The following is a 23,004-nucleotide window of genomic DNA, read 5'->3' as shown; positions in this document are numbered from 1 at the left end:
AAAAGAAGGAATTTTTAATTCAGCTTGTTATACTGAAAATCTGTTTTCCAACAAATGAATCAACATGGGCAGTGGTTGTCATCGCACCGAACATTTTCATTCGTACATAAAAATTACACAGCAGAATGTTCAGTGCATATTTATCGATTATAAAATTAATTTTCTAAACTCAAGCTTGAATTTCATGCGGGAGAATCTCCAATGATCTTTGAATGGATGTCAGATCCATCTGCATGGATTGGACTGGCCACTTTGGTGGTTTTGGAGATTGTACTCGGCATTGATAATCTGGTTTTTATTGCCATTTTAGCCGAAAAACTACCGCCTCATCAGCGCAATACGGGGCGGATTGTCGGTTTAATTTTAGCACTGCTGATGCGTTTGGTTTTATTGGCCTCAATCGCTTGGGTCGTGACGCTGACTCAACCGCTGTTCCATATTTTTGATCATGCTTTTTCGGGTCGTGATTTAATTCTCTTGTTCGGTGGTGTATTCCTGTTATTTAAAGGCACCATGGAATTACATGAACGTCTAGAGGGAGCACAGCCGCAAAAAGAAGAAAACCCCGTACATGCTGCTTTTTGGATGGTGATTGTTCAAATCGTGGTACTCGATGCTGTATTTTCACTCGATAGCGTTATTACTGCTGTTGGAATGGTGAAAGAGCTGTCAGTGATGATGATTGCGGTGATTATTGCCGTGGGGATTATGCTGTGGGCTTCAAAACCATTGATGGAGTTTGTCAATAAACACCCTACCGTGGTGATTTTATGTTTGGGTTTCCTGATGATGATCGGTTTTTCACTGATTGTTGAAGGTTTTGGTTTCCATATTCCAAAAGGCTATTTATACGCTGCGATTGGTTTTTCAGTGGTGGTTGAATTTATCAATCAGACCATGCGCCGTAATCAGGAAAAAATGGTCACCACCACAGATTTACGTTATCGCACTGCATCAGCCGTGATGCGTATGCTGGGTGGCAAAAGCGACTCACAAAATAATGAACCTGAAAATGTCTTGGCTACGCGTGCCTTTGCCGATGAAGTCTTTGATGAAGAAAATGGTGCTTATCATAGTGTGATGGTGCAAGGTGTTCTGGGACTTTCTGAACGTCCCGTCAAATCGGTTATGACACCACGTCCAGAACTGGAATGGATTGATTTAGATGAAGACGAAGCCTCTATTAAAGAACAGTTGCTCAGCATGACCCATTCACGGCTAATTGTCGCACGCGGGGAATTAGACAATATTTCAGGTATTGTACTGACCCATAAAGTCATGAATGAATATATTGAAACGGGTGTCCTCAATTTTGAACGTCATTTGCGTGAACCAGTGATTGTGCATGAAAATGCCCAAGTGCTTATGGTGATGGAGCAATTACGTCAAGCACCGTTACAGATGGCAATTGTATTGAATGAATATGGTTCTATCGAAGGCATTGCAACTCCGATTGATGTACTTGAAGCGATCGCAGGTGAGTTTCCTGATGAAGATGAATTGGAAACAGCTGCAGAAAGTTTAGAGGATGGAACGCTAATGCTCGAAGGTTCAACCGATATTCGTCATGTTTCCTTACTGTTGGGGCAAGACTTGGTTGATGAATCTGAGCAATATTCAACTTTGTCAGGTTATATTTTATTCCATCTTGGGCGTTTGCCTGAAAGTGGGGCAAAATTAACAGCAGATGGTTATATTTTTGAAGTGGTTACTATGGATGGGCATAAAATTGATAAAGTCCATTTGATGCCGTATGTTGCTTCAGAGAGTAATGATTAATTGAGGTAGAAAATTTCTACTTTAAATTACTCAATCCATTAAAATAGCCAGACAATCTGGCTATTTTTAGATGGAAAATTCATGTTAGAAAGCAATTGTCCCTGCGGACGTGGCCATTATCGTGAATGTTGCCAACCGCTACATCAGGAAAAAATCAAAGCGCAAACGGCAGAGCAATTAATGCGTTCGCGTTATAGTGCATTTGCCCGGCAAGAGATTGAGTATCTCGTAAAAACTACGGCTATTGAGCAGCAATCCGAGTTGGATGTAGCGGCCATGGCGGAGTGGAGTCAATCTAATCAGTGGCTTAAACTCGAAATTGTCCAGAGCAAAGAACAACTAGATAAAAATCATGCACAAGTTGAGTTTAAAGCGCATTATCACGATGGGACAAATATAAATGTTCATCATGAGGTGTCTCATTTTGTTCACTATGCAGATACATGGTATTTTTTAGATCCCACCATAGAAATGCAGATCACCATGAAGCAACCGTGTATTTGTGGCTCAGGAAAAAAATTTAAACAATGTTGTGCGCAATATTTATAATTTTAGCTTAAATTTGTCTTAGAATACGCGCATCAATTCCCCTCAGTGGAACAAGGGCAATGTTACTACTCGTCATTTATATTATTGCAATTACAGCCGAAGCAATGACAGGCGCATTGTCGGCAGGTCGACGTAGTATGGACTGGTTCGGAGTAACACTGATTGCTTGTGTTACGGCGCTCGGAGGCGGTTCAGTTCGCGATGTATTACTCGGTCACTATCCATTGACTTGGGTCAAACATCCAGAATATTTAGTGCTGACTTGTGCCGCGGCTTTTGTCACTATTCTTATTGCCAAATGGATGCGCCATTTAAGGTCTATCTTCTTGATTTTAGATGCGATGGGATTAATTGGCTTTACCGTCATTGGTTGCCAAATTGCGATGCAAATGGGACACGGTTTTGTTGTTTCAGCGGTAGCGGGTGTACTGACTGGGGTATCAGGCGGGATTTTACGCGACATTTTATGTAACGATGTGCCTTTGGTGTTCCGTCGTGAATTATATGCCAGCATTTCCTTTGTTTCCGTTATTTGCTACTGGGTCTGTCAAGAAATTGGCTTATCTATGGAAGTCACCGTTATTTTTACCCTGATTTTCGGTTTTTCTTTGCGTTGTATTGCGATTTATTTCGGTTTGGAAATGCCAAAATTTATTTATAAAGATGATGATGATCAATCTGCATCTTCTCGAGATGCATCATAATATTGAAATAAAAATGATTATTTTAGATAGATCATATCAATTTTTGATGATATTCAAACAAGTGAATAAAAAGAAAACCTGTTGAGAAAACAGGCCACCGCCTTTCACTCAATGAGAGTTGCTGTTATGGATTTAGTCTCACGCGTACAACGCTTACCCATCGGAAAGTTTCACTATACCTTGCTCTGGGTCATTGGTCTGGGTTGGATGTTCGATGCGATGGATACGGGTTTAATTGCCTTTATTTTGACCAGTATGGCAGAAGAATGGAACATGAGTGCCAGTGAAAAAGGCTGGGTTGTGTCTATTGGTTTTGTGGGTATGGCAATCGGGGCCATATTTTCAGGTGGGTTGGCCGACCGTATTGGACGACGTACCGTCTTTGCCATGACCTTGGTGATTTATAGTATTGCGACCGCTTTATGTGCTTTTGCGCCAAATTTAATGTGGTTATTGATCTTCCGTTTTATTGTTGGTTTAGGCTTAGGCGGACAACTTCCTGTTGCTGTGACTTTAGTCAGTGAATATATTCCAGCACATGTCCGTGGGCGCTTTATTGTTTTACTGGAAAGTTTTTGGGGTTTGGGCTGGCTGGTGGCTGCACTGGTTTCCTATTTTGTTATTCCAAGTTATGGTTGGCATATTGCTTTTTTAATTGGCGGTTTACCGGCGCTTTATGTATTTATGATTTTGAAAAAAGTACCCGAATCGGTGCCATATTTAATCAATCGTGGTCGTGTTGAAGAAGCACATGCTTTGGTACAAAAACTGGAACGTCAATGTGGCGTAGAAGTCATTGACTATATTGAAGTTAAGCCCGTTGCAGAAAAACAAAATATTTCTTTTCGTCAGCTTTGGTCAGGTCCATTTGCACGTCGTACTCTGATGCTTTGGCTCATTTGGTTTGGTATTGTTTATTCGTACTATGGCATTTTTACTTGGTTACCCAGTTTACTGGTCAAGCAAGGCTATAGCATAGTACAGTCGTTTGAATATGTTTTGATTATGATTTTGGCGCAATTGCCAGGCTATGTTGCGGCAGCATGGCTGGTCGAAAAGTGGGGGCGAAAACCCACTTTAGCAAGTTTTATCGGGATGTGCGCTATCGCTGCCTACTTCTTTGGTCAAGCCAATACTGTAAACATGATTATGTTTTGGGGCTGTCTGCTGTCATTCTTTAATTTAGGCGCATGGGGCGTCTTATACACTTATACGCCTGAACAATATCCGACCAATATTCGGGCTTTTGGCTCAGGTTGGGCTTCCGCCGTTGGACGGATGGGCGGGATTGTCGCCCCTATTGTCGTGACTCATCTCATGGTCATGGACAATGGTTTTAGTCAGGTCTTTATGATGTTTACTGCTGTATTGTTAAGCGTGGCTTTGGTCATTTTAATTTTAGGTGAAGAAACCAAAGGCAAAACGCTAGAATCCATCGGTTTATAGCATCTTGATACAGAGCAATTGATTTTTTGATTCCATTCGATGGCATCAAATGAATAATTTTAGGTCATAAGACATTAATTGTCGCACAGTGTAGTGGACTGCTCTTGTGTCGTTAGCATCTGCGACATAGCATACAGCTATAGATAAAAAACGAATTATTGAGGACTTTAGCCTTTCATGACCAGCATTGTGCATCAAGCAACAGAAAACCGTTCTGTCGCCGAATTTACTGAACAAGCTTATCTTAATTATGCCATGTACGTGATCATGGATCGTGCATTGCCGCATATTAGTGATGGTTTAAAACCTGTACAGCGCCGTATTGTATTCGCTATGAGTGAGCTGGGCTTAAAAAATAGCGGTAAACCAAAAAAATCTGCCCGTACTGTTGGTGATGTATTGGGTAAATACCATCCACATGGTGATTCGGCCTGTTATGAAGCGATGGTGCTGATGGCACAGCCTTTTAGTTATCGCTATCCCTTTATTGAAGGACAGGGTAACTGGGGTTCACCCGATGATCCGAAATCGTTCGCAGCCATGCGTTATACCGAAGCCAAGCTATCACTCTATAGTGAAGTGTTGTTGTCTGAACTGGGGCAAGGCACCTGTGATTGGCAGGATAACTTTGATGGGTCAATGAAAGAACCCGTGAGTTTACCTGCACGTGTACCCAATATTTTGCTCAATGGCACCACAGGGATTGCCGTTGGGATGGCCACTGATATTCCACCGCACAACTTGCGTGAAGTCATTAAAGGCACGATTGCACTCATTCGTAACCCAAACTTAAGCGATGAAAAAGTAGCAGAATATATTCCCGCTCCCGATTTGCCGACTAAGGCAGAAATTATTACTGCTGCTGATGATTTGTTGAAAATTCAAACCACTGGGCGTGGTAGTTACCGTATGCGCGCAGTGTACACGATTGAAAAAAATGAAATCGTGATTACAGATTTACCCTACCAAGTGTCAGGTTCAAAAATTATCACCCAAATAGCAGATCAAATGCAGGCCAAAAAACTGCCTTTGGTGAGTGATGTACGAGATGAGTCTGACCATAAAAATCCAACTCGTTTAGTCATAGTACTGCGTTCTAACCGAATCGATGCAGAATCGGTCATGAGCCATTTGTTTGCTACGACTGATTTAGAGTCGAGCTATCGTGTCAATATGAACATGATTGGTTCGGATGGTCGTCCACAAGTGAAATCCATTCGCCGAATTTTACTGGAATGGATTGAAATTCGTAAAAATACGGTTACGCGTCGACTGCAATATCATTTAAATAAGATTGAAAAACGCCTGCATATTTTGGCTGGATTAATCATCGCATATTTAAATATTGATGAAGTCATTCGGATTATTCGTGAAGAAGATCAGCCTAAACCTGTTTTGATGTCACATTTCAATATTGACGAAATTCAGGCCGAAGCCATCTTGGAACTCAAGTTACGGCACTTGGCTCGTCTTGAAGAAATGGAAATGCGCAGCGAACAAGAAGAATTAGAAGCCAAAGCTGCGATTATTCGTGAACAATTGGCCAATCCAGAATCACTCAAAAATCTGATCATTACCGAACTTAAAGACGATGCGAAAAAATTTGGTGATGATCGACGTTCACCTATTGTGCAACGCGCCGAAGCAACAGCGATTAATGAACATGATATGTCACCCGCTGACCCTGTCACGGTTGTGCTTTCTGCTGCTGGCTGGATTCGCTCAGCAAAAGGACATGATGTAGATGTAGAAAATCTGAACTTTCGTGCGGGAGATCAATACTTAAGTCACACGCAAGGCAAAACCAATCAACGGGTCTATGTTTTGGATGAGACTGGGCGCAGTTATGCGCTTGCAGTCAATAGTCTTCCTTCTGCACGGGGTTTAGGCGAACCGTTAAGTTCCAAACTTGCGCCAGCCAGCGGCATCAGTTTTATTCAAGTGCTGATTGCTGAAGATGAAGATGAAATCATTGCTGTGAGTTCGCAAGGCTATGGTTTTAAATCACAGGCGAAACAACTGGATACCAATGCAAAAGCAGGTAAAAATTTCCTGACTGTCTCAAAGGGTGCTCAGGCTTTGCCATTGCAAACGATAGAGATGCATACGCATTTGGCTATTTTGAGTAGCGTCGGACGTTTGCTACTACTTGATTTGTCAGAATTGCCTATTTTAAATAAGGGTAAAGGAAATAAACTGATACAACTTGAAGCTAAAGAACATATTTTATCGATGAAATTGTGTTCTTTAAATGAAATAATTCAAGTGGTTGCAGGACAGCAGCAATTGAAATTAAAAACCGATGATCTTCAAAAATATGTCGCTAAAAGAGCGACGAAAGGTCATCTATTACCACGAGGCTATCAAAAAGCAAATAAACTGTTCATTCAAAGATAAAACTAGCATTCATTGATCAAAATACGTTATATATGATGGGTATTTGTGTAAATGGATGTCATGTTATGCATAAACAAGTTAAAGAATGACGCATAACATTGAAAAACAGTTAGAACTAAGGATTTACATTGGAGAGAAGGGCATTATGGAAAAGATTTGGTTTGCTGAGTACCAAAAAACAGGAATTCCTGAAACTGTAGAATTGCCAGCAGAAAATACCTCGCTTGTTGACATTTTTGAAAGTAATTTTAAAAAATTTGGTTCCCGTGAAGCCTTTATCTTCATGGATAAAGTGATCACTTTTAACGAATTAGATGCAGCCAGCCGCAAATTTGCGACTTATTTGCAAAGTCTAGGTCTGGCAAAAGGTTCACGCGTTGCAGTCATGATGCCGAATGTCCTTCAATATCCAGTGGTTGCTATTGGTGTACTGCGTGCAGGTCTAATCTTGGTGAATGTTAACCCACTGTATACGTCACGTGAGTTGGAACATCAATTAAATGATTCTGGTGCAGAAGGCTTAGTTATTATTGAAAATTTTGCCAGTGTTTACCAAGCTATTTTAGGCAAAACGCCTGTGAAGCATGTTGTGGTGGCTTCCGTCGGAGATATGCTAGGAACATTAAAAGGCACATTGGTGAATTTTGTTTTACGGTCAGTACGTAAGCAAATTCCAGCTTGGGATATTCCAGGACATATTAAATTTAATGCGGCCATGTCAAAAGTCAGTGCCAGCAATTATAAACGTCCAAATTTAACTTTAAGTGATACTGCAGTACTTCAATACACGGGTGGTACCACAGGTGTGTCGAAAGGGGCAGAATTGACCCATCGCAATCTGGTTGCAAATTTATTGCAATGTGATGGTATTTTCCAAAGTAAATTTGGTGCACAAGACGGCTCTAAAGATGACCGTATTTTTTGTGCGCTACCGCTTTATCATATTTTCGCATTCATGGTTTGTGCCATGTATGGTATGTATAAAGGGCAGGCAAATGTCTTGATTCCTAATCCGCGTGACTTACCTGCGGTGATGAAAGAGCTACGTAAATATCAACCAACGTTCTTCCCAGCAGTAAACACATTGTTTAATGCTTTGGTCAATAATGAAGAATTTAGACAACTTGACCATAGCAAACTTAAAATGGCAATGGGTGGCGGGATGGCAGTTCTTGCTTCTACGGCTGAAGCATGGAAAAAAATTACAGGATCAAACATTATCGAAGGTTATGGTTTGTCTGAAACCTCACCTGTTGCTACTGCGAATCCACCAGCCGCGACTGAATTTAGTGGTACGATTGGTATTCCATTACCGTTAACTGAAGTTGCAATTTTAGACGATGATGGTAACGAAGTGGCTTTGGGCGAACAAGGAGAAATCTCGATTCGTGGTCCTCAAGTCATGAAAGGCTATTGGAATCGTCCTGATGAAACAGCAAAAGTCATGACAGCAGATAATTTCTTCCGTACGGGAGATATTGGTGTGATGGATTCACGTGGTTATGTGAAAATTGTTGACCGTAAAAAAGACATGATTTTGGTGTCTGGTTTTAATGTTTATCCATCTGAAATCGAAGAAGTCATTTCTACCCATCCAAAAGTGCTGGAAGTCGCGGCAATTGGGGTGCAAGATGAAAAATCAGGCGAAGTACCAAAATTATTTGTTGTGAAAAAAGATCCATCGTTGACCACAGAAGAAATTCTTGCGTTTGCTAAAGAAAACTTAACCGGCTATAAACGCCCTCGTTATGTCGAGTTCATTGATGAATTACCAAAATCTAACGTAGGTAAAATTTTACGTAAAGATTTACGTAAAACCAATTAAATCGATATGATCTAAAAAAAGCGCCATTCAATGGCGCTTTTTTATTGGTTTTTCATTAACCAACGATCCATATAGGGGCGGCCAATACCAAAAATACCGACAAAAATAAACATCGTACCGAACTGCCGACTAAAGCCAGGTAAATGAAATGCACCATAACTGAGCCAGTTATCAATCAGGCAATAGATTAAAATAATTGCCCACCAAAGATGTAGGTTTTGACGTTTAATCGTGACCATCCATAAAGCGATCACCAAGATAATCAGTGTTCCAATCGGGGATCCAATATTCATATTGGCGCAAATGGTCGCAACTAAAAAGGCCACAATAGGCAACACAATTTTAAGTACGCGATCAAGTTTACGTTGATGTTGCTGCTGCTTGTCTAATTTATCAAACATTTCTTGTTGATCTGGATTGATCATAATAAAACCTGAGTCCTCATGAATAAAAACATTATAATTTAACAAAAAATATTATTGAAACACCATGCTATGATATCGGGCAGAAAATCTGAATGAGAAAAATGAAATGCAGAGTATAAGCGGAATCGTCTATCTCATCTTAATTGCATGTTTATTGCCTTATGTATTTACGATGATCGCAAAAAAAACAGCAGGTTTTAAAGGCCGAGATAATCAAAATCCGCGTGAATTTTTGGCGAAATGTGATGGCTTAGCAGCACGTGCGAATGCGGTACAACAAAATAGCTTTGAAAGTTTACCTTTATTTATCGCTGCAATTTTAATGGCAGAATATATGGTTGTTCATCAAAGTGTCATTATGACTTTTGGGACTGCCTATATTATATTGCGCATCCTCTATGGTATTTGCTATTTAGCCAATTGGGCCACTTTGCGTTCAATTGTTTGGATCTTATCTTTGTTGTGCCCAATTTGTTTATTATTTTTGGTCATTAAATTAACGTAAAATAACGGTGTAGATTGCAAATATATATTTTGGCCTACCAGATATATAATCGCCACGTTATTTAATTCTCAAAAAAACGCTATAATCGTAGCGGTTTAAATAAGATTTAACTTTTAAAGAGTGATGCTATGAGCTACAGCAATATCCCACCAGGTAAAGATGCACCAAACGACATCTACGTGATTATTGAAATTCCTGCCAATGCCGCGCCGATCAAGTATGAAATTGATAAAGATTCAGACGCGTTATTTGTAGACCGTTTTATGGGTACAGCGATGTTCTACCCTGCAAATTATGGCTATGTGCCAAATACTTTATCTGAAGATGGTGACCCATTAGATGTACTGGTTGTGACGCCACATCCAGTTGAACCAGGCTCAGTCATTCGTTGCCGTCCTGTCGGCAAGTTGAATATGGAAGATGATGGTGGTATCGATGCGAAATTAATCGCAGTTCCACATGAAAAATTATCTCCAATTTATAAAGATATTAAAGAGTATACGGATCTTCCGCCTTTACTGATTCAACAAGTAGAGCATTTCTTTGCGCACTACAAAGATTTAGAGCCAGGAAAATGGGTTAAGTTGACTGGTTGGGAAGGTTCTGAAGTGGCTAAACAAGAAGTCTTAAAAGCCATTGAAGCTGCAAAATAATTAAGTTTAAATTTTTATTTTTTTAAAAATTGAGCTGAATAAAAAAACCTGCATCAAAAGGATGCAGGTTTTTTTTAATTTAAAATTTGTGATGAATTAAAATAATTTTACAGGAATATCAAGGAATAAACGCCATTCATTGGTACTGCCAATATAAGCGCTATCATAAGCACTGTTTGCGCGGTAAATCGAGTTACGTACGCGTAAGCTGGCATCTTTAGCAAAACCGCTTTGAACCGTGTATTTTACTTGGTTAAAAATCTCACGTTCTTTACCTTCTTGATTGTTACCAGCAACTTCAATATCCCAGCCATAGACATAAGCCGTGGTCCAATTTAAACCAGGAACACCTATTTTATCGAAGTCTAAGTTGTATTGAACTTGTGCTGATTTTTCATGATTACCCACAAAATCAGACAAATATGAGTTCGGTAAGTAAACGCTTTGGAAACCATCGGCATTTTGACCGTAATCATAGCCTGTGTTACCTGTATTTTGTTGATACGCCAACATCATATTGTGAGGACCGTAATTATAAGAGCCGGAGACTGCCCAAATATTATTGCTACGACCATCAATATTTTCATTTCCAAGAGTTGAAGAGTAAGTAGTCGCGTCTTGATCCCATTCAGTATGATAGCCACTGAAGTCATAGGTTAAAGAGCTACCATTTGCCAAAGAATGTTTATAATTGGCATTGATATAGTGACGTTCTAATTTATCTTCGCTGTTTAGACCATAGTAAGAGGCATTTAAAGCATCATTAAATTTGTATTTAGCACCCCAAACCACTGCGCTGTCTAAATTATTGCCATCGCTATTGATCTGTTCTGACATCTGATTTTTCGTAAATTTACCTGCGGTCAATTCTAAACCTTTAATTTCACGACTGGTCGCTAGAAAACCTTCGAAGTATTCTGGCACCATACGACCCGTATTGCTGGCCAGTACAGGTAAGTCTAAAACTTGAGTACCGTAACGGATGTCTGTATTTGAAATACGGGCTTTTACATTGGCACCACCACGTGCCCAATGATCGTAAGTATCACCAGCTTGTTTTGCTAATTCGCCTTTTTCATTTAGACCAGTTTCACGTGGAATCATATTGTTACTGGCATTTTTATTTGCGCCTAGTTTAAATGAAGCATCGCCAACGACGCCTACACCAAAACCAACTACACCTTGTGTATAACCAGAATCGAGCTTAAAAATGGCAGATTGGGCTGCCGAACTTTGGTCTTTTACACCGACTGTTTTTTTATCACGATTAACATAGCCTGTGCGAAATAGAACAGAACCTTCAGCATCTTCAATAAAGCCCTTAGCTTCACTTTGTTCGTTTGCATAAGCTGAAGAAATTAAAGCAGCTTGAATCAGAATGGCTAAACTAAGTTTTTGTGTTTTTTGCATGGGGGAGAAGCCTTATACAATACAAAATTAAAAAAATTGAAGGAATTGTATACGGATTGTAGAAGAATAAAATCTTTTTTCATTGCTTTTATTTCATTAAATTTATGCATTATTTGAATAATAAAGTATTTAATAAATTGAACAAACATTAAAATTTTAACTTTTCTCAGAAAATTTGATTTAAAACAATTATATATTTTGTTAATAAGTGATTTTTTATGTAATCTATATTTCATATAGATCTATATTTTTGGGGATTTTGATTGCTTATACTTTGGTCTAATATATGGTTCTATAAGGTTTTTGGTGGATTTTGATTCAATCTAGAGATTAAAAATTTAGAGTTTTTTGTATTTTTATTGCTTAATAATTTAAAATTATATTAAAAAAACAACGTTATTTAGAACAGGAAATTTTAGATTTTTTCATTTTAACAACACCTGAAATATTGGTTTATAATTGAACAAAAGTTATAAAATATGTTTAAAAACCAGAACTAATTTTTTCTATGTTGCAGATCTTTTATTTATTGAGAGCCACTAAACGCACATCTAATTTTTAATAAAATTACGTTATTTCTATTGTTTTGGTTCTGTTCATAAATAAGAAATTTAAATGATGCACTGTTCTTCATTGCGTTATATGGATTAGCGTGACCTGTTTCATATACTCATAGGTGAAGAAAATTTTGGATCATAAAAACATTCATTGAGCATGTAAGAATGAGCATGGTTTTAACCTTGCCATAATTGAATATATTTAATTCAATAAAACTGAGTTTTTTGAAAGCGTGCACTTTTTCTAGGCAGAAAAAATATTTTGATTAAAAAATAGTCTCAAAAAGAAGCAGCATAAAAATTGGTGACTATTTTTATGGTCAGGCGCATCAAAACCTATCTTTGATACATTGAGAAAAACAAAGAAGGAATATTTTCTTATCTTTAGTGAATTTAAATAAACCAATTAAAAACAATAATATATATGTGTGTAGGAGTTTGGTTTTTAATTAATTCTTAGTTTTGGCACAGCATTTGCTATTAGTTCCATGAGTTTATAAAAAATGAATGGGGATGCTCAAATGTTTAAAAAAATATGTCTAATCGCTGCTTTAACAGGTATTTCGGCTACTGTATTTGCTGATGAGACACCAGCATTACCTTATGGTTTGTCGTTCAGTGGAACTGCGGCTTTAACTTCAGATTATCGTTACCGTGGTATGACTCAAACCTTTAATGATCCATCAGTACAAGCAGGTTTTGTATTGTCGCATGAGTCAGGTGCGTATGCGGGTGTTTGGGGATCAAATGTTGATTTTGGCGGGACGGCGCATATTGAACTCGACCCTTATATTGGTTATGCAACGACTTTAGATAATTTTGCTCACAAACCATTACTCGATGTCGGTTTATGGTACTACGCTTACCCAAGTGAAAGTGACTTAAACTGGTTGGAACTATACGGTAAATTGACTTTCAATGATGTATTGGTGCCAGGTGCAAGTTTATTAACAGCTGTTAATTATACCAATGATTTCTTGGGCCTAGATACAGATGCTTGGTATCTTAATGCAACGTATGCGGTACCTTTTGGCACCACCGGTTTTGGCGGTGTGGCTGCATTAGGTTATACCCAAGCGGATGAGGATTATTTTGGTGGGGAAGATAGTTATATCGATTGGAAAGCGGGTGTGAGCTATTCATTTGCTTCTGTTGATGGGTTATCTGCTGAATTAGCTGCTGTAGGTACAGATATTGATACCGATGGCATGACTCATGCTGGCAAACGTGGCGTAGACACAGGTGCAGTGTTTACCTTAACCAAAGCCTTCTAAATTTAAGTTTAAAGATTAATAAAAAACCTCTAAAGTAATTCTTTAGAGGTTTTTTATTATGTTCGTTCAAGGACATGAATAATTTTGAACCATCATTAAACAACTTAGAAAATTATATTATCTTTAACGTATGGCTTCGATTCAGCAAAAGATGGCTAAATTCCGATGAGACATTTGCTTAATCCATTTCTAATGATTGCTTCAAAATTTAATTTTGTTGAGCGCGATAAGACAACGCTTCAGTTAGATGTTGCGTTTGAATTTCGCTGTGTTCAGACAAATCTGCAATACTGCGCGCTACCCGTAACACTCTATGATAAGCACGTGCAGATAAATTTAATCGTTGCTGAGCCATTTCAATGATTTTTTGTGCTTGTGGGTCTAAGACCACATATTGTTCAAGTTGTTTCGGACTTAAAGCATGATTTAAACAATTTTGTCGTTGTATTTGTCTTTGGTAAGCTTGAATCACACGCTCACGCACAGTCTGAGAATTTTCTACAGGAGTGGTGTCTTGTAACTCGGTTGCTTGCAAAGGTGGGACATCCAAATGTAAATCTATACGGTCTAACAATGGCCCAGAAATACGATTTTGATAACGCTTAATAGCATCAGCTGAACATTGACAACGCACATCTTGATTAAATGCATAACCGCAAGGGCATGGATTCATGGCTGCAATCAATTGAAAGTTTGCTGGAAACGTCATTTGTCGAGAAGCACGCGAAATCACGATTTCTTTCGATTCTAAAGGCTGTCTGAGAACTTCTAAAACTTTACGATCAAATTCAGGTAACTCATCTAAAAATAACACCCCTAAATGCGCCAAAGTAATTTCGCCCGGTTTAGGATGTGAGCCACCACCGACTAAAGCAATTGCAGAAGCAGTATGGTGTGGTGCACGAAAAGGGCGCTGTCCAAAAGTGTGCACAGTATTGGCAACTGAATAAATTCGTGCGACTTCTAAGTTCTCTTGCATATTTAAAGGAGGCAATATACTGGCAAGTCGCGAGGCTAAAAGTGTTTTTCCTGTTCCTGGAGGTCCTTTAAATAATAAGGAATGTCCACCTGCTGCAGCTATTTCCAATGCACGTCGAGGTCGAAGTTGACCTTTGACATCGGCCAAATCACACTGATACTGATCGACTGCAATTGGTATCTGAACTTGGTATTGCGGAATAGGCTGTTGCTTAGATAAATGTTCACAAACATCTTTTAAATGCTGTGCCGCGAAAACTTCAAACTGAGGAAGTTGTGAAGCTTCTTGTGCATTTTGTTTAGGTAGAATAAGTTGATGTCCCGATTGCTGACAGGCAATCGCAATACTTAAAATTCCTGTCACTGAACGAAGTTGGCCATCTAAAGCCAGTTCTCCAATAAATTCTAAATTGTCTGTGGCATTTTCTGGAATTTGTCCCGATGCTATTAAAATACCCAATGCAATGGGTAAATCAAGCCGTGAGCCATCTTTGGGTAAGTCTGCGGGCGCTAAGTTGATGGTTAGACGTTTGGTCGGAAACTGAAACCCACTGTTAATAATAGCGGATCGTACACGATCTTTACTTTCACGTACCGCTGCTTCGGCCAGACCCACAATCGTTAAAGAAGGCAGCCCTTGACTGACATGAACTTCAACTTCAATCAATGGTGCATGTAGCCCCAATAGACCCCGCGTAAAAATTTTCGCAAATGACATTTTTATTATTCCATTAAAGTGCGTTATTTTTAATCATTTTATAAAGTTTAATGCACTGAAAACGCGCTTATTTATTGTTGTAGATCTTAATCTCTAAAGCTTCAACTTGTTTAAGCAGTTCATTTAAGCGCAAATTGGCATTGTTGAGTGCAGTACGTTGTCTCTCTATTTCATCTTTGGAGACTAGATCCATTTTGGATACGGCTTCATTGAGTAAAGCACGTAAATTATGTTCGACATCCTTTTTAGGCTGCTCTATTTGTTCCATGATTGCTTGTAATAAAGTTTCGATCATTGTGAAGTTCTATAATGATGGATAAGTGTGCACAGTGTAACATTGGTCATGCTTAGACCATAGCGCTTATCGATCAGATATCAGAAGCCCAGATCTATAAAATCAATAATTTTATAGTAAAAAAGTTTATTTTTGAAAATCAAACGCCGACTAAAAGGGTAAAATAGGTTATAAAGAAAACGCGTGTTAAATACTTTTATTCCCCCAACCTTAGAAGTTTTGGCACGAATTTTGAACATAAAACCTTACTGGTGAAAGAAGCCGAAGGAAACCAACATGAAGCTTGTAACTGCAATTGTAAAACCCTTTAAATTAGATGACGTGCGTGAAGCACTCTCTGAAATTGGTGTTCAAGGGATCACCGTAACTGAAGTCAAAGGTTTTGGTCGTCAAAAAGGTCATACAGAACTTTATCGTGGCGCTGAATATGTCGTTGATTTCTTACCTAAAGTCAAAATTGAAATTGCAATTAGTGATGAAATGGTTGATTCAGTCATTGAGTCGATTACACGCGTTGCCAGCACAGGCAAAATTGGTGATGGCAAAATTTTTGTGACGAATCTAGAACAAGTCATTCGTATTCGTACGGGTGAAACAGGTGCGGATGCTGTTTAATTTGGCATGAAGTTTGCTGAGTACCTAGTAACTCAAAAAACTAGGTTGGGGGATACCAATGAAAAAAATGCTTATTGCGCTCAGTTTGTCTGGCGCACTTTTAGGTGGTTCGGTTGCATGGGCTGAAGAAACTGTAACCGCAGCCACAACTGCTGAAAATGTCGCAGTCGTTGAAACAACGGATACATCATTAACAACGAATTCTGAATTGGCTGTAGCACCTGCTCCAGCAGCAACACCTGTCGAACAAGAAGTCAAATTAGATACAGGTGATACCGCGTGGATATTAGTTTCTACTGCGCTGGTTCTACTGATGACGATTCCAGGCTTAGCGTTATTTTACGGCGGTATGGTACGTAAGAAAAACGTATTAGCGACCATGGCGCACAGTTTTGTGGCCGCTGCGATTGTCAGTATAACTTGGGTTGTAATTGGTTATAGCTTGGCTTTTAGTGAGGGCAATGCTTTTGTTGGAGGCTTAGATAAAATAATGCTTTCTGGCATTACCACAGATGCATTAACGGGCACTATTCCTGAAATCTTGTTTGTTATTTTCCAAATGACATTTGCCATTATTACTGTTGCCATTATTACTGGCTCAATTGCAGAACGTATGAAATTTGGCGCTTTTGTTGCCTTTATTACGGTTTGGAGCGTTGTTGTTTACGCACCAATTACCCACTGGGTATGGGGTGGTGGTTGGTTAGGAAATGATGGTGCGCTTGACTTTGCTGGTGGTACCGTGGTGCATATTAACTCTGGTGTCGCTGGTCTAGTTGCTGCCTATATGCTCGGAAAACGTATGGGCTTGGGCCGAGAATCTATGGCACCGCATAATCTGACTTTGACGGTGATTGGTGCGAGTTTGGTTTGGGTCGGTTGGTTTGGCTTTAATGGTGGTTCTGCACTGGGTGCAAATGGTTCTGCAGGTTATGCTTTGGTCGTAACGCAAGTGGCAGCAGCAGCAGCAGCAATCGCATGGTTAATTACAGAGAAAGTGGTACGCGGTAAAGCATCGGTTCTTGGTGGTGCATCTGGTGCAGTTGCAGGCTTAGTGGTCATTACTCCTGCGGCAGGCTTTGTAACCGTCAGTGGTGCACTTGCAATGGGCTTAATTGGCGGAGTGGTATGCTTCTGGGGCATTACTGCACTTAAACGCTTACTCAAAGCTGATGATTCATTAGACGCTTTTGGTCTACATGGCGTGGGTGGTATTGTTGGTGCGCTTTTAACAGCGGTATTTGCCAGTGATTTCATTATGGGGGATAAAGCACCGACCGATATGTTACATCAATTATGGATACAAACAGAAGGTGTGCTTGCGACTATTGCTTACTCAGCAGTGTTGACATTCATTATTCTTAAAGTGATTGATGTGGTGATGGGGTTACGTGTGGCGAGTGATGATGAACGTATGGGCTTGGACTTAAGCCAACACGGTGAACGTGTAGAATAATACAGACATACATTATCAATATATTGTGTGAAACAGCCCGAAAGGGCTGTTTTTTTTCCATATATTGCGTAAGCCTCTACAAAGCACAGAATTTTTGCTACACTTTAAATCCGATTTGATTTGTTCAATTAAAGTGCTATGCATTGCCCATTTTGCAACGCCGCAGATAGTAAAGTGATTGATTCACGATTGGCAGCCGAAGGTTGTCAGATTCGTCGCCGTCGTGAATGTATCAGTTGCGGAGAACGTTTTACCACCTTTGAAACTTATGAAGTTGTGATGCCGCGGGTCATAAAATCTGATGGTAAAAGTGAACCTTTTGATGAAGCGAAAATGCGTCGTTCCTTGATGCATGCGCTACAAAAACGTCCTGTGACACAAGAGCAAATTGAAACTGTACTCAGCGATATTCAATTACAAATTCGTCGTTTGGGGGAGCGTGATGTCAAATCACGTACCATTGGGGAAATTGTTATGCAATCCTTGTTTGCCCTTGACCATGTGGCCTATGTACGTTTTGCTTCGGTTTATCAAGACTTTCAAGATGTAGAAGCATTTCGAGACCAAATTGAACAAATGCAACAACGTGAACATTAAGAGTTTAAAGATGTCTAAGTTCAGCCAAGACTCCATTCAGCATGATCATAGGTGGATGCAACGTGCAATTGAATTGGCACGTCTTGGCTGTTACTCAACCAAGCCGAATCCGAATGTTGGCTGTGTAATTGTTAAAGACGGTCAATCCGTCGGAGAAGGTTTTCATCCTCAAGCTGGACAACCCCATGCAGAAGTCTTTGCTTTGCGTCAGGCAGGTAAGCTTGCGCAAGGGGCAACAGCCTATGTGACTTTAGAACCTTGTGCACACTATGGTCGGACACCACCTTGTGCCAAAGGTTTGGTGGAAGCGGGCGTTGCTAAAGTCATCGTGGCATGTTCTGACCCCAATCCATTGGTGGCAGGTAAAGGTGTACAAATTTTAAAAGAGGCTGGCATCCATGTTGAAGTCGGGCTATGTGAAACAGAAGCTCGTCAATTAAATCTTGGATTTTTAAAAGCTATGGCAACCGGCATGCCTTATGTACGTTTAAAAGTAGCGTCTAGTTTAGATGGTCGTACCGCGATGGCATCGGGCGAGTCGAAATGGATCACTTCAGCTTTAGCGCGCCAAGATGTACAACACTGGCGAGCGATTTCCAGTGTTGTGATTACAGGAATTGAAACGGTGCTTGCAGATGATTGTCAGCTGAATGTGCGTCAATTAGACGGTGTAGCTGATATAAGTACTGTTGTTCAACCGAAACGTTTAGTACTTGATCGTCAAGGACGTTTGCCGCTTCATGCAAAAATATTACAGCAGCCTGAAACGGTGATGGTTATGGGGCCTTTTCGTCAGGAGCTTGCAGATTTAGGCGTGCTACAATTTAGCATCCAGTCTTTAACAGACTTGTTGCATACTCTAGCGACGCAGCACCAAATTTATGATGTGATGGTGGAGGCTGGAGCAACATTATCTACTGCTTTTTTACAACAGCATTTGGTTGATGAGATGATCAGTTATGTTGCCCCGACTTTTTTAGGTCAAACAGCACGTGCAATGTTTAATGCGGATTTTACCCGTATGGCAGAGCAACTTCGATTTAAGCTTATAGATGTTACCCAGTTGGGCAATGATGTGCGCTTAAGGTTAATTCCTTTCCAAGAGACAATATGAATTCAGAGTCTTCGGTTTATCATAAGCGTCGTCATTCAGCACGTACCACAGACGAATATCTTTTTAATCAGCTTGTTCCATATTTAGGCAATAAGCGTCGTTTGTTGCATCTTATTTTAGAAGCACTTGAGAGTACAGGAACTTTAAATAGCAAAAATGGTCGTTCGCCCATTTTTGCGGACTTTTTCGCAGGTTCAGGCGTGGTTTCACGTCTGGCCCGTCAAAATGGTTATCGGGTGATTGCCAATGATTGGGAACCCTATAGTCATGCTTTAAACAGTGCTATTTTATCTTGTACAGAAGCACCTGCTTTTAAGGAATTAGGTGGTTATCAAAAAGCCATTGATTACTTAAACCGCTTACCTGAAGTGAAAGGCTGGGTGACGCATAACCTCTGCCCACGTAATGATGAAATTTATGATCCTTCTCGTGATCGTTTGTTTTTTAAACGACGCAATGGGATGCGAATTGATGCGATTCGTCAGCAAATTGCCACTTGGCAGGCACAAGGCGCGATTGACGATGTTGAAATGTCGGCTTTGCTGGCCCCGTTATTGTATTCGGCCAGTTTTGTCAGTAACACCAGTGGTGTATTTAAAAGTTTTCACCATGGTTGGGGGGGGAAAACTCAAACCGCTTTAGAGCGAATTGAATCGTTACTGTGGCTCACACCGAGTCGCTTTTGTCCGATGGGTGAACCGAAAAAACCTGCTGCAGAAATGTGGTGTGTTGATGCACAACATTTGGCTAATCAAATGCGTACTTTTGAGGTGGATGTGGCTTATCTTGATCCACCTTATAATCAACATGCCTATAGCAGTAATTATCATGTGTTAAACGCTTTGACCCTGTGGGATCAGGTCGATTTACCTACCCCAGACACTAAAGGGTTTAAAAGCGGAATTGATCGTGCATGGCGTAAAGAGCGCCCAAGTCAGTACAATTCTTCTAAGTATGCCAAAGAAGCTTATGAAAAGTTGGTGTCTACCATCAACGCACGTTATATTCTGACCAGTTATTCAACCGATGGTAATATTGAGGCCGCAGATTTATTGCAAGCCAATTTAAAACGTGGGCGGGTCACTTTACTCACTCAAGATGTGCCACGTTATCGGGTGAGTAAGCAGCGTCAATCAGAACGCGCCCGAGTGTTAGAATTTATTGTAATTACTGATACACATGCCAAATCTGGACCACCACTACGCCAACTTTTAGGTCAGTTATATCATTTTGCCGAATTGGGCGGTGTTGATACCACGGGTGTAAGTACACAACTTGCTTTGTGGTAAAAACCATCAGAGAAATAGAGAAAAAATTATGTTTACAGGTATTATTGAAAGCTTAGGCAAAGTGGAAAGCGTACAAAGCGTAGGTGGTGATGTCCGTTTACGAATTGGAACTGAGTTAGACATGTCGGATGTACATTTAGGGGATTCGATTGCCACCAATGGTATTTGTTTAACTGTGATTGAATGGGGTGAAAACTGGTATGCAGCCGATGTGTCGCGTGAAAGTTTAAACCGTACTACGCTTGGCACTTGGAACGTTGGACAGCGCGTTAATGTTGAAAAAGCAATGTTACCAACCACACGTTTTGGTGGACATATTGTCAGTGGACATGTCGATGCTGTGGGCGAAATTACCGTTGTACGTGAAGATGCTCGTTCAATTTATTATGAAGTGACTGCGCCCGTTGAAATTGCCAAATATTTGGCCGAAAAGGGCTCCGTGACGGTTGATGGCATTAGTCTGACCATTAATCATTTGCGCGGCAATATCATTAGCCTGAATTTGATTCCACATACTGCAGATCGAACCAATATCGGCACGTGGAAAACGGGTGTAAAAGTCAATTTAGAAGTGGATGTTTTGGCTCGTTATATCGAACGTTTAATGCTGGGTGATCAAGCAGCTGATACACAGCAAACTTCTAAATTAAGTATGGCTTTTTTAGCCGAAAATGGTTTCTTGAAATAAAAATCTATAAAATAAAAAAGCAGTCTTATTGAAAAATTAGGCTGCTTTTTTTGTGTCTTTGTATCATTTTAAGCTATTGTATTCAGAACACAGAAAAGCTGGAAAAGGTAAAAATGCTTGAGTTTTTAATGCATCTTGAACAATGGTTGCCGACCTTATTAGACCAGTATGGTCTGTGGATTTATGCCATATTATTTCTGATTATTTTTGCAGAAACAGGTTCAGTGTTTATGTTTTTCCTGCCAGGAGACAGTTTGCTGATCGCAATTGGTGCACTTTGTTCAACGACAGATGTCATTCATTTACCCTATATGGGTGCGTTACTTTTTAGTGCAGCTGTATTGGGCTATAGCGTTAATTATTATATGGGTAAGGTATTGGGGTTTAAGTTTTTTCACGCACATTCACGATTTTTAAAACCAGAATATATTAAGAAGACCAATCATTATTTTACCAAACATGGTGGTAAAACTATTTTAGTGGCGCGCTTTATTCCTTTTGTACGTTCTTTTGCACCCTTTGCTGCGGGGGCAGGGCATATGAATATATTAAGTTTTACTGCATATAATATTGCAGGAAGTTTGATTTGGATCTTCTTATTGTTGGGAATAGGTTATGGTGCAGGCAATCTGCTAGAAGTCGCTGTTGATTCATTCTAGCTTTTAAGTTTAAAACCTATTTAACTCAATTTTTGATCCATTATAAATTTTAAATGATTCTAAGCTTTGGTAAGAATGAGGGCGCTAGGGCTTATCCAATAACTTAGTTGTGCAGCTAGTGAGGCTTAACCCCCCCCTTTTCACTTCACGGGAAATATAGAAGCTATTGAGTGAAAGTTGGTAGGAAGAATGAATAATTTTTAAGTAGATATACTGCATTTTCACCTGAGTTCAATGCAGCAATCTGAGTTGAAATTTAATCCAAGATATCCGTTTTTTTTCCTGAATGAAATCATATTCAACGAGAATTTAGATCATCTCATTCAATAGATTGATTTTAAGACATAAGCATTTTTTGATATCGATATTTTATTTAGATGACAAAAAATAAATTCAATTTCAGTTGTTTAAAACTTATACCAAAGGTTTTGGTTTTTCTGCTGAAAAATCTGAATGCTCTAAAATATATTGAATTTCTTCTTGGCTGGCTTGGTGCAATTTAGCACGAAATACAGTCACTGCTTGTTCAATCAAGGTTTCTGCTTCTAATTCGAGACGTAAACGTACACTTTCGAGTTCTGATAAAATTTGATTATCCTGAATAGAAAGTATGCCCTTGGCAAAATTTAGCGCTGAACCTTCAGGATTTTTATGATACCGCGCTGTATAGGTTTGCGTTTCACGTTCTAGATTTTGACGAATAAAATTTAAAGTCTGTGTTTGCTCAATAAATTGTCGTACTTCATCCTGTTGTAAGCTTTCAGCAAATGCTTTTTGTGCTGCGCGTTTATTTGCTAAAGACTGTTCTAAGGCATGTTGACGACGTAACCGTGCGTCTTCAATCAGTTGAGCTTTGCGTTCTGCATAAGCAGTTTCCATTTTCTCAAACGATTGTTTTTGCGCGAGTTCATCTTTTTCTAACCATTTTTGCGTATTGGTTTCAGGTTTAAGTACGTTACAGACACGATAAAGGTCATCAATAAATGTCTGACGAACAGCATCAGGCACATTTAACCAGCGCTGTTTAAAATCTTGACCGACATTTAATGCCACCATGCATCTCCTTGTTTC

General features: G+C 39.6%; 21 protein-coding genes. 16 read left to right on the top strand and 5 right to left on the bottom strand.

Features of this window, described 5'->3' with window-relative positions:
• Positions 1-201 precede the first annotated feature (201 nt).
• From H0S58_RS12535 to H0S58_RS12510, 6 genes are all read left to right on the top strand, one after another.
• A complete protein-coding gene (locus H0S58_RS12535; protein WP_053578992.1) occupies positions 202-1,779 on the top strand; it encodes a TerC family protein in 1,578 nt (525 codons plus the stop codon).
• Between the two features lie 81 nt (positions 1,780-1,860).
• The gene (locus tag H0S58_RS12530) at positions 1,861-2,328 is read left to right on the top strand and encodes a YchJ family protein (RefSeq protein ID WP_195726672.1); all 468 of its coding nucleotides are present in this window, start codon (positions 1,861-1,863) and stop codon (positions 2,326-2,328) included.
• Positions 2,329-2,387: 59 nt separating this feature from the next.
• A complete protein-coding gene (locus tag H0S58_RS12525) occupies positions 2,388-3,032 on the top strand; it encodes a trimeric intracellular cation channel family protein (RefSeq protein ID WP_053578990.1) in 645 nt (214 codons plus the stop codon).
• Between the two features lie 126 nt (positions 3,033-3,158).
• Complete coding sequence (locus H0S58_RS12520) at positions 3,159-4,478, top strand: MFS transporter (RefSeq protein WP_053578989.1); 1,320 nt, start codon at positions 3,159-3,161, stop codon at positions 4,476-4,478.
• A gap of 177 nt (positions 4,479-4,655) precedes the next feature.
• Positions 4,656-6,875, top strand: a complete 2,220-nt coding sequence (gene parC, locus H0S58_RS12515) for a DNA topoisomerase IV subunit A (RefSeq protein ID WP_053578988.1) — start codon at positions 4,656-4,658, stop codon at positions 6,873-6,875.
• 145 nt (positions 6,876-7,020) lie between these two features.
• Positions 7,021-8,700 carry a long-chain-fatty-acid--CoA ligase gene (locus H0S58_RS12510; protein ID WP_053578987.1) on the top strand — a complete coding sequence of 560 codons (1,680 nt, stop codon included), beginning with the start codon at positions 7,021-7,023 and terminating at the stop codon, positions 8,698-8,700.
• A 41-nt stretch (positions 8,701-8,741) separates the two neighbouring features.
• Here the strand turns inward: H0S58_RS12510 and H0S58_RS12505 are convergent, their stop codons facing one another.
• On the bottom strand, positions 8,742-9,125 hold the full coding sequence (locus H0S58_RS12505; RefSeq protein ID WP_053578986.1) for a hypothetical protein: 384 nt from the start codon (positions 9,123-9,125) through the stop codon (positions 8,742-8,744).
• A gap of 106 nt (positions 9,126-9,231) precedes the next feature.
• Between H0S58_RS12505 and H0S58_RS12500 the strand changes: the two genes are divergently transcribed.
• Both H0S58_RS12500 and ppa read left to right on the top strand, forming a co-directional pair.
• Positions 9,232-9,630, top strand: coding sequence for an MAPEG family protein (locus H0S58_RS12500; protein WP_053578985.1), 399 nt, complete (start codon positions 9,232-9,234; stop codon positions 9,628-9,630).
• A gap of 128 nt (positions 9,631-9,758) precedes the next feature.
• Positions 9,759-10,283, top strand: coding sequence for an inorganic diphosphatase (gene ppa / locus H0S58_RS12495; RefSeq protein WP_053578984.1), 525 nt, complete (start codon positions 9,759-9,761; stop codon positions 10,281-10,283).
• Between the two features lie 96 nt (positions 10,284-10,379).
• Here ppa and H0S58_RS12490 read toward each other — a convergent pair whose 3' ends face one another.
• Entirely contained in the window at positions 10,380-11,693 is a 1,314-nt protein-coding gene (locus H0S58_RS12490) for an OprD family outer membrane porin (protein ID WP_195726671.1), read from the bottom strand.
• A 1,078-nt stretch (positions 11,694-12,771) separates the two neighbouring features.
• Here H0S58_RS12490 and H0S58_RS12485 point away from each other — a divergent pair.
• Positions 12,772-13,524 (top strand): TorF family putative porin, encoded by a 753-nt coding sequence (locus tag H0S58_RS12485; protein ID WP_092720566.1) that lies wholly within the window; start codon positions 12,772-12,774, stop codon positions 13,522-13,524.
• Positions 13,525-13,732: 208 nt separating this feature from the next.
• Here the strand turns inward: H0S58_RS12485 and H0S58_RS12480 are convergent, their stop codons facing one another.
• Positions 13,733-15,220: a YifB family Mg chelatase-like AAA ATPase gene (locus H0S58_RS12480; protein WP_195726670.1), complete on the bottom strand. Its 1,488-nt coding sequence runs from the start codon at positions 15,218-15,220 to the stop codon at positions 13,733-13,735.
• A 67-nt stretch (positions 15,221-15,287) separates the two neighbouring features.
• Positions 15,288-15,515, bottom strand: coding sequence for an accessory factor UbiK family protein (locus H0S58_RS12475; RefSeq protein WP_053578980.1), 228 nt, complete (start codon positions 15,513-15,515; stop codon positions 15,288-15,290).
• 276 nt (positions 15,516-15,791) lie between these two features.
• Here H0S58_RS12475 and glnK point away from each other — a divergent pair, with 276 nt between their 5' ends.
• From glnK to H0S58_RS12440, 7 genes are all read left to right on the top strand, one after another.
• The gene (gene glnK / locus H0S58_RS12470; protein WP_004650081.1) at positions 15,792-16,130 is read left to right on the top strand and encodes a P-II family nitrogen regulator; all 339 of its coding nucleotides are present in this window, start codon (positions 15,792-15,794) and stop codon (positions 16,128-16,130) included.
• Between the two features lie 58 nt (positions 16,131-16,188).
• The gene (locus H0S58_RS12465; RefSeq protein WP_053578979.1) at positions 16,189-17,586 is read left to right on the top strand and encodes an ammonium transporter; all 1,398 of its coding nucleotides are present in this window, start codon (positions 16,189-16,191) and stop codon (positions 17,584-17,586) included.
• 138 nt (positions 17,587-17,724) lie between these two features.
• Positions 17,725-18,183 carry a transcriptional regulator NrdR gene (gene nrdR / locus H0S58_RS12460; RefSeq protein WP_053578978.1) on the top strand — a complete coding sequence of 153 codons (459 nt, stop codon included), beginning with the start codon at positions 17,725-17,727 and terminating at the stop codon, positions 18,181-18,183.
• A 10-nt stretch (positions 18,184-18,193) separates the two neighbouring features.
• Positions 18,194-19,297, top strand: a complete 1,104-nt coding sequence (gene ribD, locus H0S58_RS12455) for a bifunctional diaminohydroxyphosphoribosylaminopyrimidine deaminase/5-amino-6-(5-phosphoribosylamino)uracil reductase RibD (RefSeq protein WP_195726669.1) — start codon at positions 18,194-18,196, stop codon at positions 19,295-19,297.
• Positions 19,294-20,586, top strand: coding sequence for a DNA adenine methylase (locus H0S58_RS12450; protein WP_193889658.1), 1,293 nt, complete (start codon positions 19,294-19,296; stop codon positions 20,584-20,586). Before ribD ends, H0S58_RS12450 begins: the two co-directional genes overlap by 4 nt.
• A gap of 28 nt (positions 20,587-20,614) precedes the next feature.
• Entirely contained in the window at positions 20,615-21,274 is a 660-nt protein-coding gene (locus H0S58_RS12445; protein WP_193889660.1) for a riboflavin synthase, read from the top strand.
• A gap of 113 nt (positions 21,275-21,387) precedes the next feature.
• Positions 21,388-21,933 carry a VTT domain-containing protein gene (locus H0S58_RS12440; RefSeq protein WP_195726668.1) on the top strand — a complete coding sequence of 182 codons (546 nt, stop codon included), beginning with the start codon at positions 21,388-21,390 and terminating at the stop codon, positions 21,931-21,933.
• A gap of 414 nt (positions 21,934-22,347) precedes the next feature.
• Here H0S58_RS12440 and H0S58_RS12435 read toward each other — a convergent pair whose 3' ends face one another.
• A complete protein-coding gene (locus H0S58_RS12435; RefSeq protein WP_227552571.1) occupies positions 22,348-22,989 on the bottom strand; it encodes a hypothetical protein in 642 nt (213 codons plus the stop codon).
• Positions 22,990-23,004: the final 15 nt, after the last annotated feature.

Origin of the sequence: Acinetobacter sp. TTH0-4, assembly GCF_015602665.1 — a bacterium.
In the GTDB taxonomy this organism is placed as follows: Bacteria; Pseudomonadota; Gammaproteobacteria; order Pseudomonadales; family Moraxellaceae; genus Acinetobacter; species Acinetobacter albensis.
This window is presented reverse-complemented; position numbering and strand designations above follow the sequence as displayed.

What these genes read in the sequence shown, in the direction of transcription:
- glnK (WP_004650081.1), top strand. Translation starts at nt 15,792, where the DNA reads ATGAAGCTTGTAACTGCAATTGTAAAACCCTTTAAATTAGATGACGTG.
- H0S58_RS12520 (WP_053578989.1), top strand. Translation starts at nt 3,159, where the DNA reads ATGGATTTAGTCTCACGCGTACAACGCTTACCCATCGGAAAGTTTCAC.
- H0S58_RS12465 (WP_053578979.1), top strand. Translation starts at nt 16,189, where the DNA reads ATGAAAAAAATGCTTATTGCGCTCAGTTTGTCTGGCGCACTTTTAGGT.
- H0S58_RS12530 (WP_195726672.1), top strand. Translation starts at nt 1,861, where the DNA reads ATGTTAGAAAGCAATTGTCCCTGCGGACGTGGCCATTATCGTGAATGT.
- H0S58_RS12535 (WP_053578992.1), top strand. Translation starts at nt 202, where the DNA reads ATGATCTTTGAATGGATGTCAGATCCATCTGCATGGATTGGACTGGCC.
- H0S58_RS12440 (WP_195726668.1), top strand. Translation starts at nt 21,388, where the DNA reads ATGCTTGAGTTTTTAATGCATCTTGAACAATGGTTGCCGACCTTATTA.
- H0S58_RS12525 (WP_053578990.1), top strand. Translation starts at nt 2,388, where the DNA reads ATGTTACTACTCGTCATTTATATTATTGCAATTACAGCCGAAGCAATG.
- parC (WP_053578988.1), top strand. Translation starts at nt 4,656, where the DNA reads ATGACCAGCATTGTGCATCAAGCAACAGAAAACCGTTCTGTCGCCGAA.
- H0S58_RS12450 (WP_193889658.1), top strand. Translation starts at nt 19,294, where the DNA reads ATGAATTCAGAGTCTTCGGTTTATCATAAGCGTCGTCATTCAGCACGT.
- H0S58_RS12475 (WP_053578980.1), bottom strand. Translation starts at nt 15,515, where the DNA reads ATGATCGAAACTTTATTACAAGCAATCATGGAACAAATAGAGCAGCCT.
- H0S58_RS12435 (WP_227552571.1), bottom strand. Translation starts at nt 22,989, where the DNA reads ATGGTGGCATTAAATGTCGGTCAAGATTTTAAACAGCGCTGGTTAAAT.
- ppa (WP_053578984.1), top strand. Translation starts at nt 9,759, where the DNA reads ATGAGCTACAGCAATATCCCACCAGGTAAAGATGCACCAAACGACATC.
- nrdR (WP_053578978.1), top strand. Translation starts at nt 17,725, where the DNA reads ATGCATTGCCCATTTTGCAACGCCGCAGATAGTAAAGTGATTGATTCA.
- ribD (WP_195726669.1), top strand. Translation starts at nt 18,194, where the DNA reads ATGTCTAAGTTCAGCCAAGACTCCATTCAGCATGATCATAGGTGGATG.
- H0S58_RS12505 (WP_053578986.1), bottom strand. Translation starts at nt 9,125, where the DNA reads ATGATCAATCCAGATCAACAAGAAATGTTTGATAAATTAGACAAGCAG.
- H0S58_RS12490 (WP_195726671.1), bottom strand. Translation starts at nt 11,693, where the DNA reads ATGCAAAAAACACAAAAACTTAGTTTAGCCATTCTGATTCAAGCTGCT.
- H0S58_RS12480 (WP_195726670.1), bottom strand. Translation starts at nt 15,220, where the DNA reads ATGTCATTTGCGAAAATTTTTACGCGGGGTCTATTGGGGCTACATGCA.
- H0S58_RS12500 (WP_053578985.1), top strand. Translation starts at nt 9,232, where the DNA reads ATGCAGAGTATAAGCGGAATCGTCTATCTCATCTTAATTGCATGTTTA.
- H0S58_RS12445 (WP_193889660.1), top strand. Translation starts at nt 20,615, where the DNA reads ATGTTTACAGGTATTATTGAAAGCTTAGGCAAAGTGGAAAGCGTACAA.
- H0S58_RS12510 (WP_053578987.1), top strand. Translation starts at nt 7,021, where the DNA reads ATGGAAAAGATTTGGTTTGCTGAGTACCAAAAAACAGGAATTCCTGAA.
- H0S58_RS12485 (WP_092720566.1), top strand. Translation starts at nt 12,772, where the DNA reads ATGTTTAAAAAAATATGTCTAATCGCTGCTTTAACAGGTATTTCGGCT.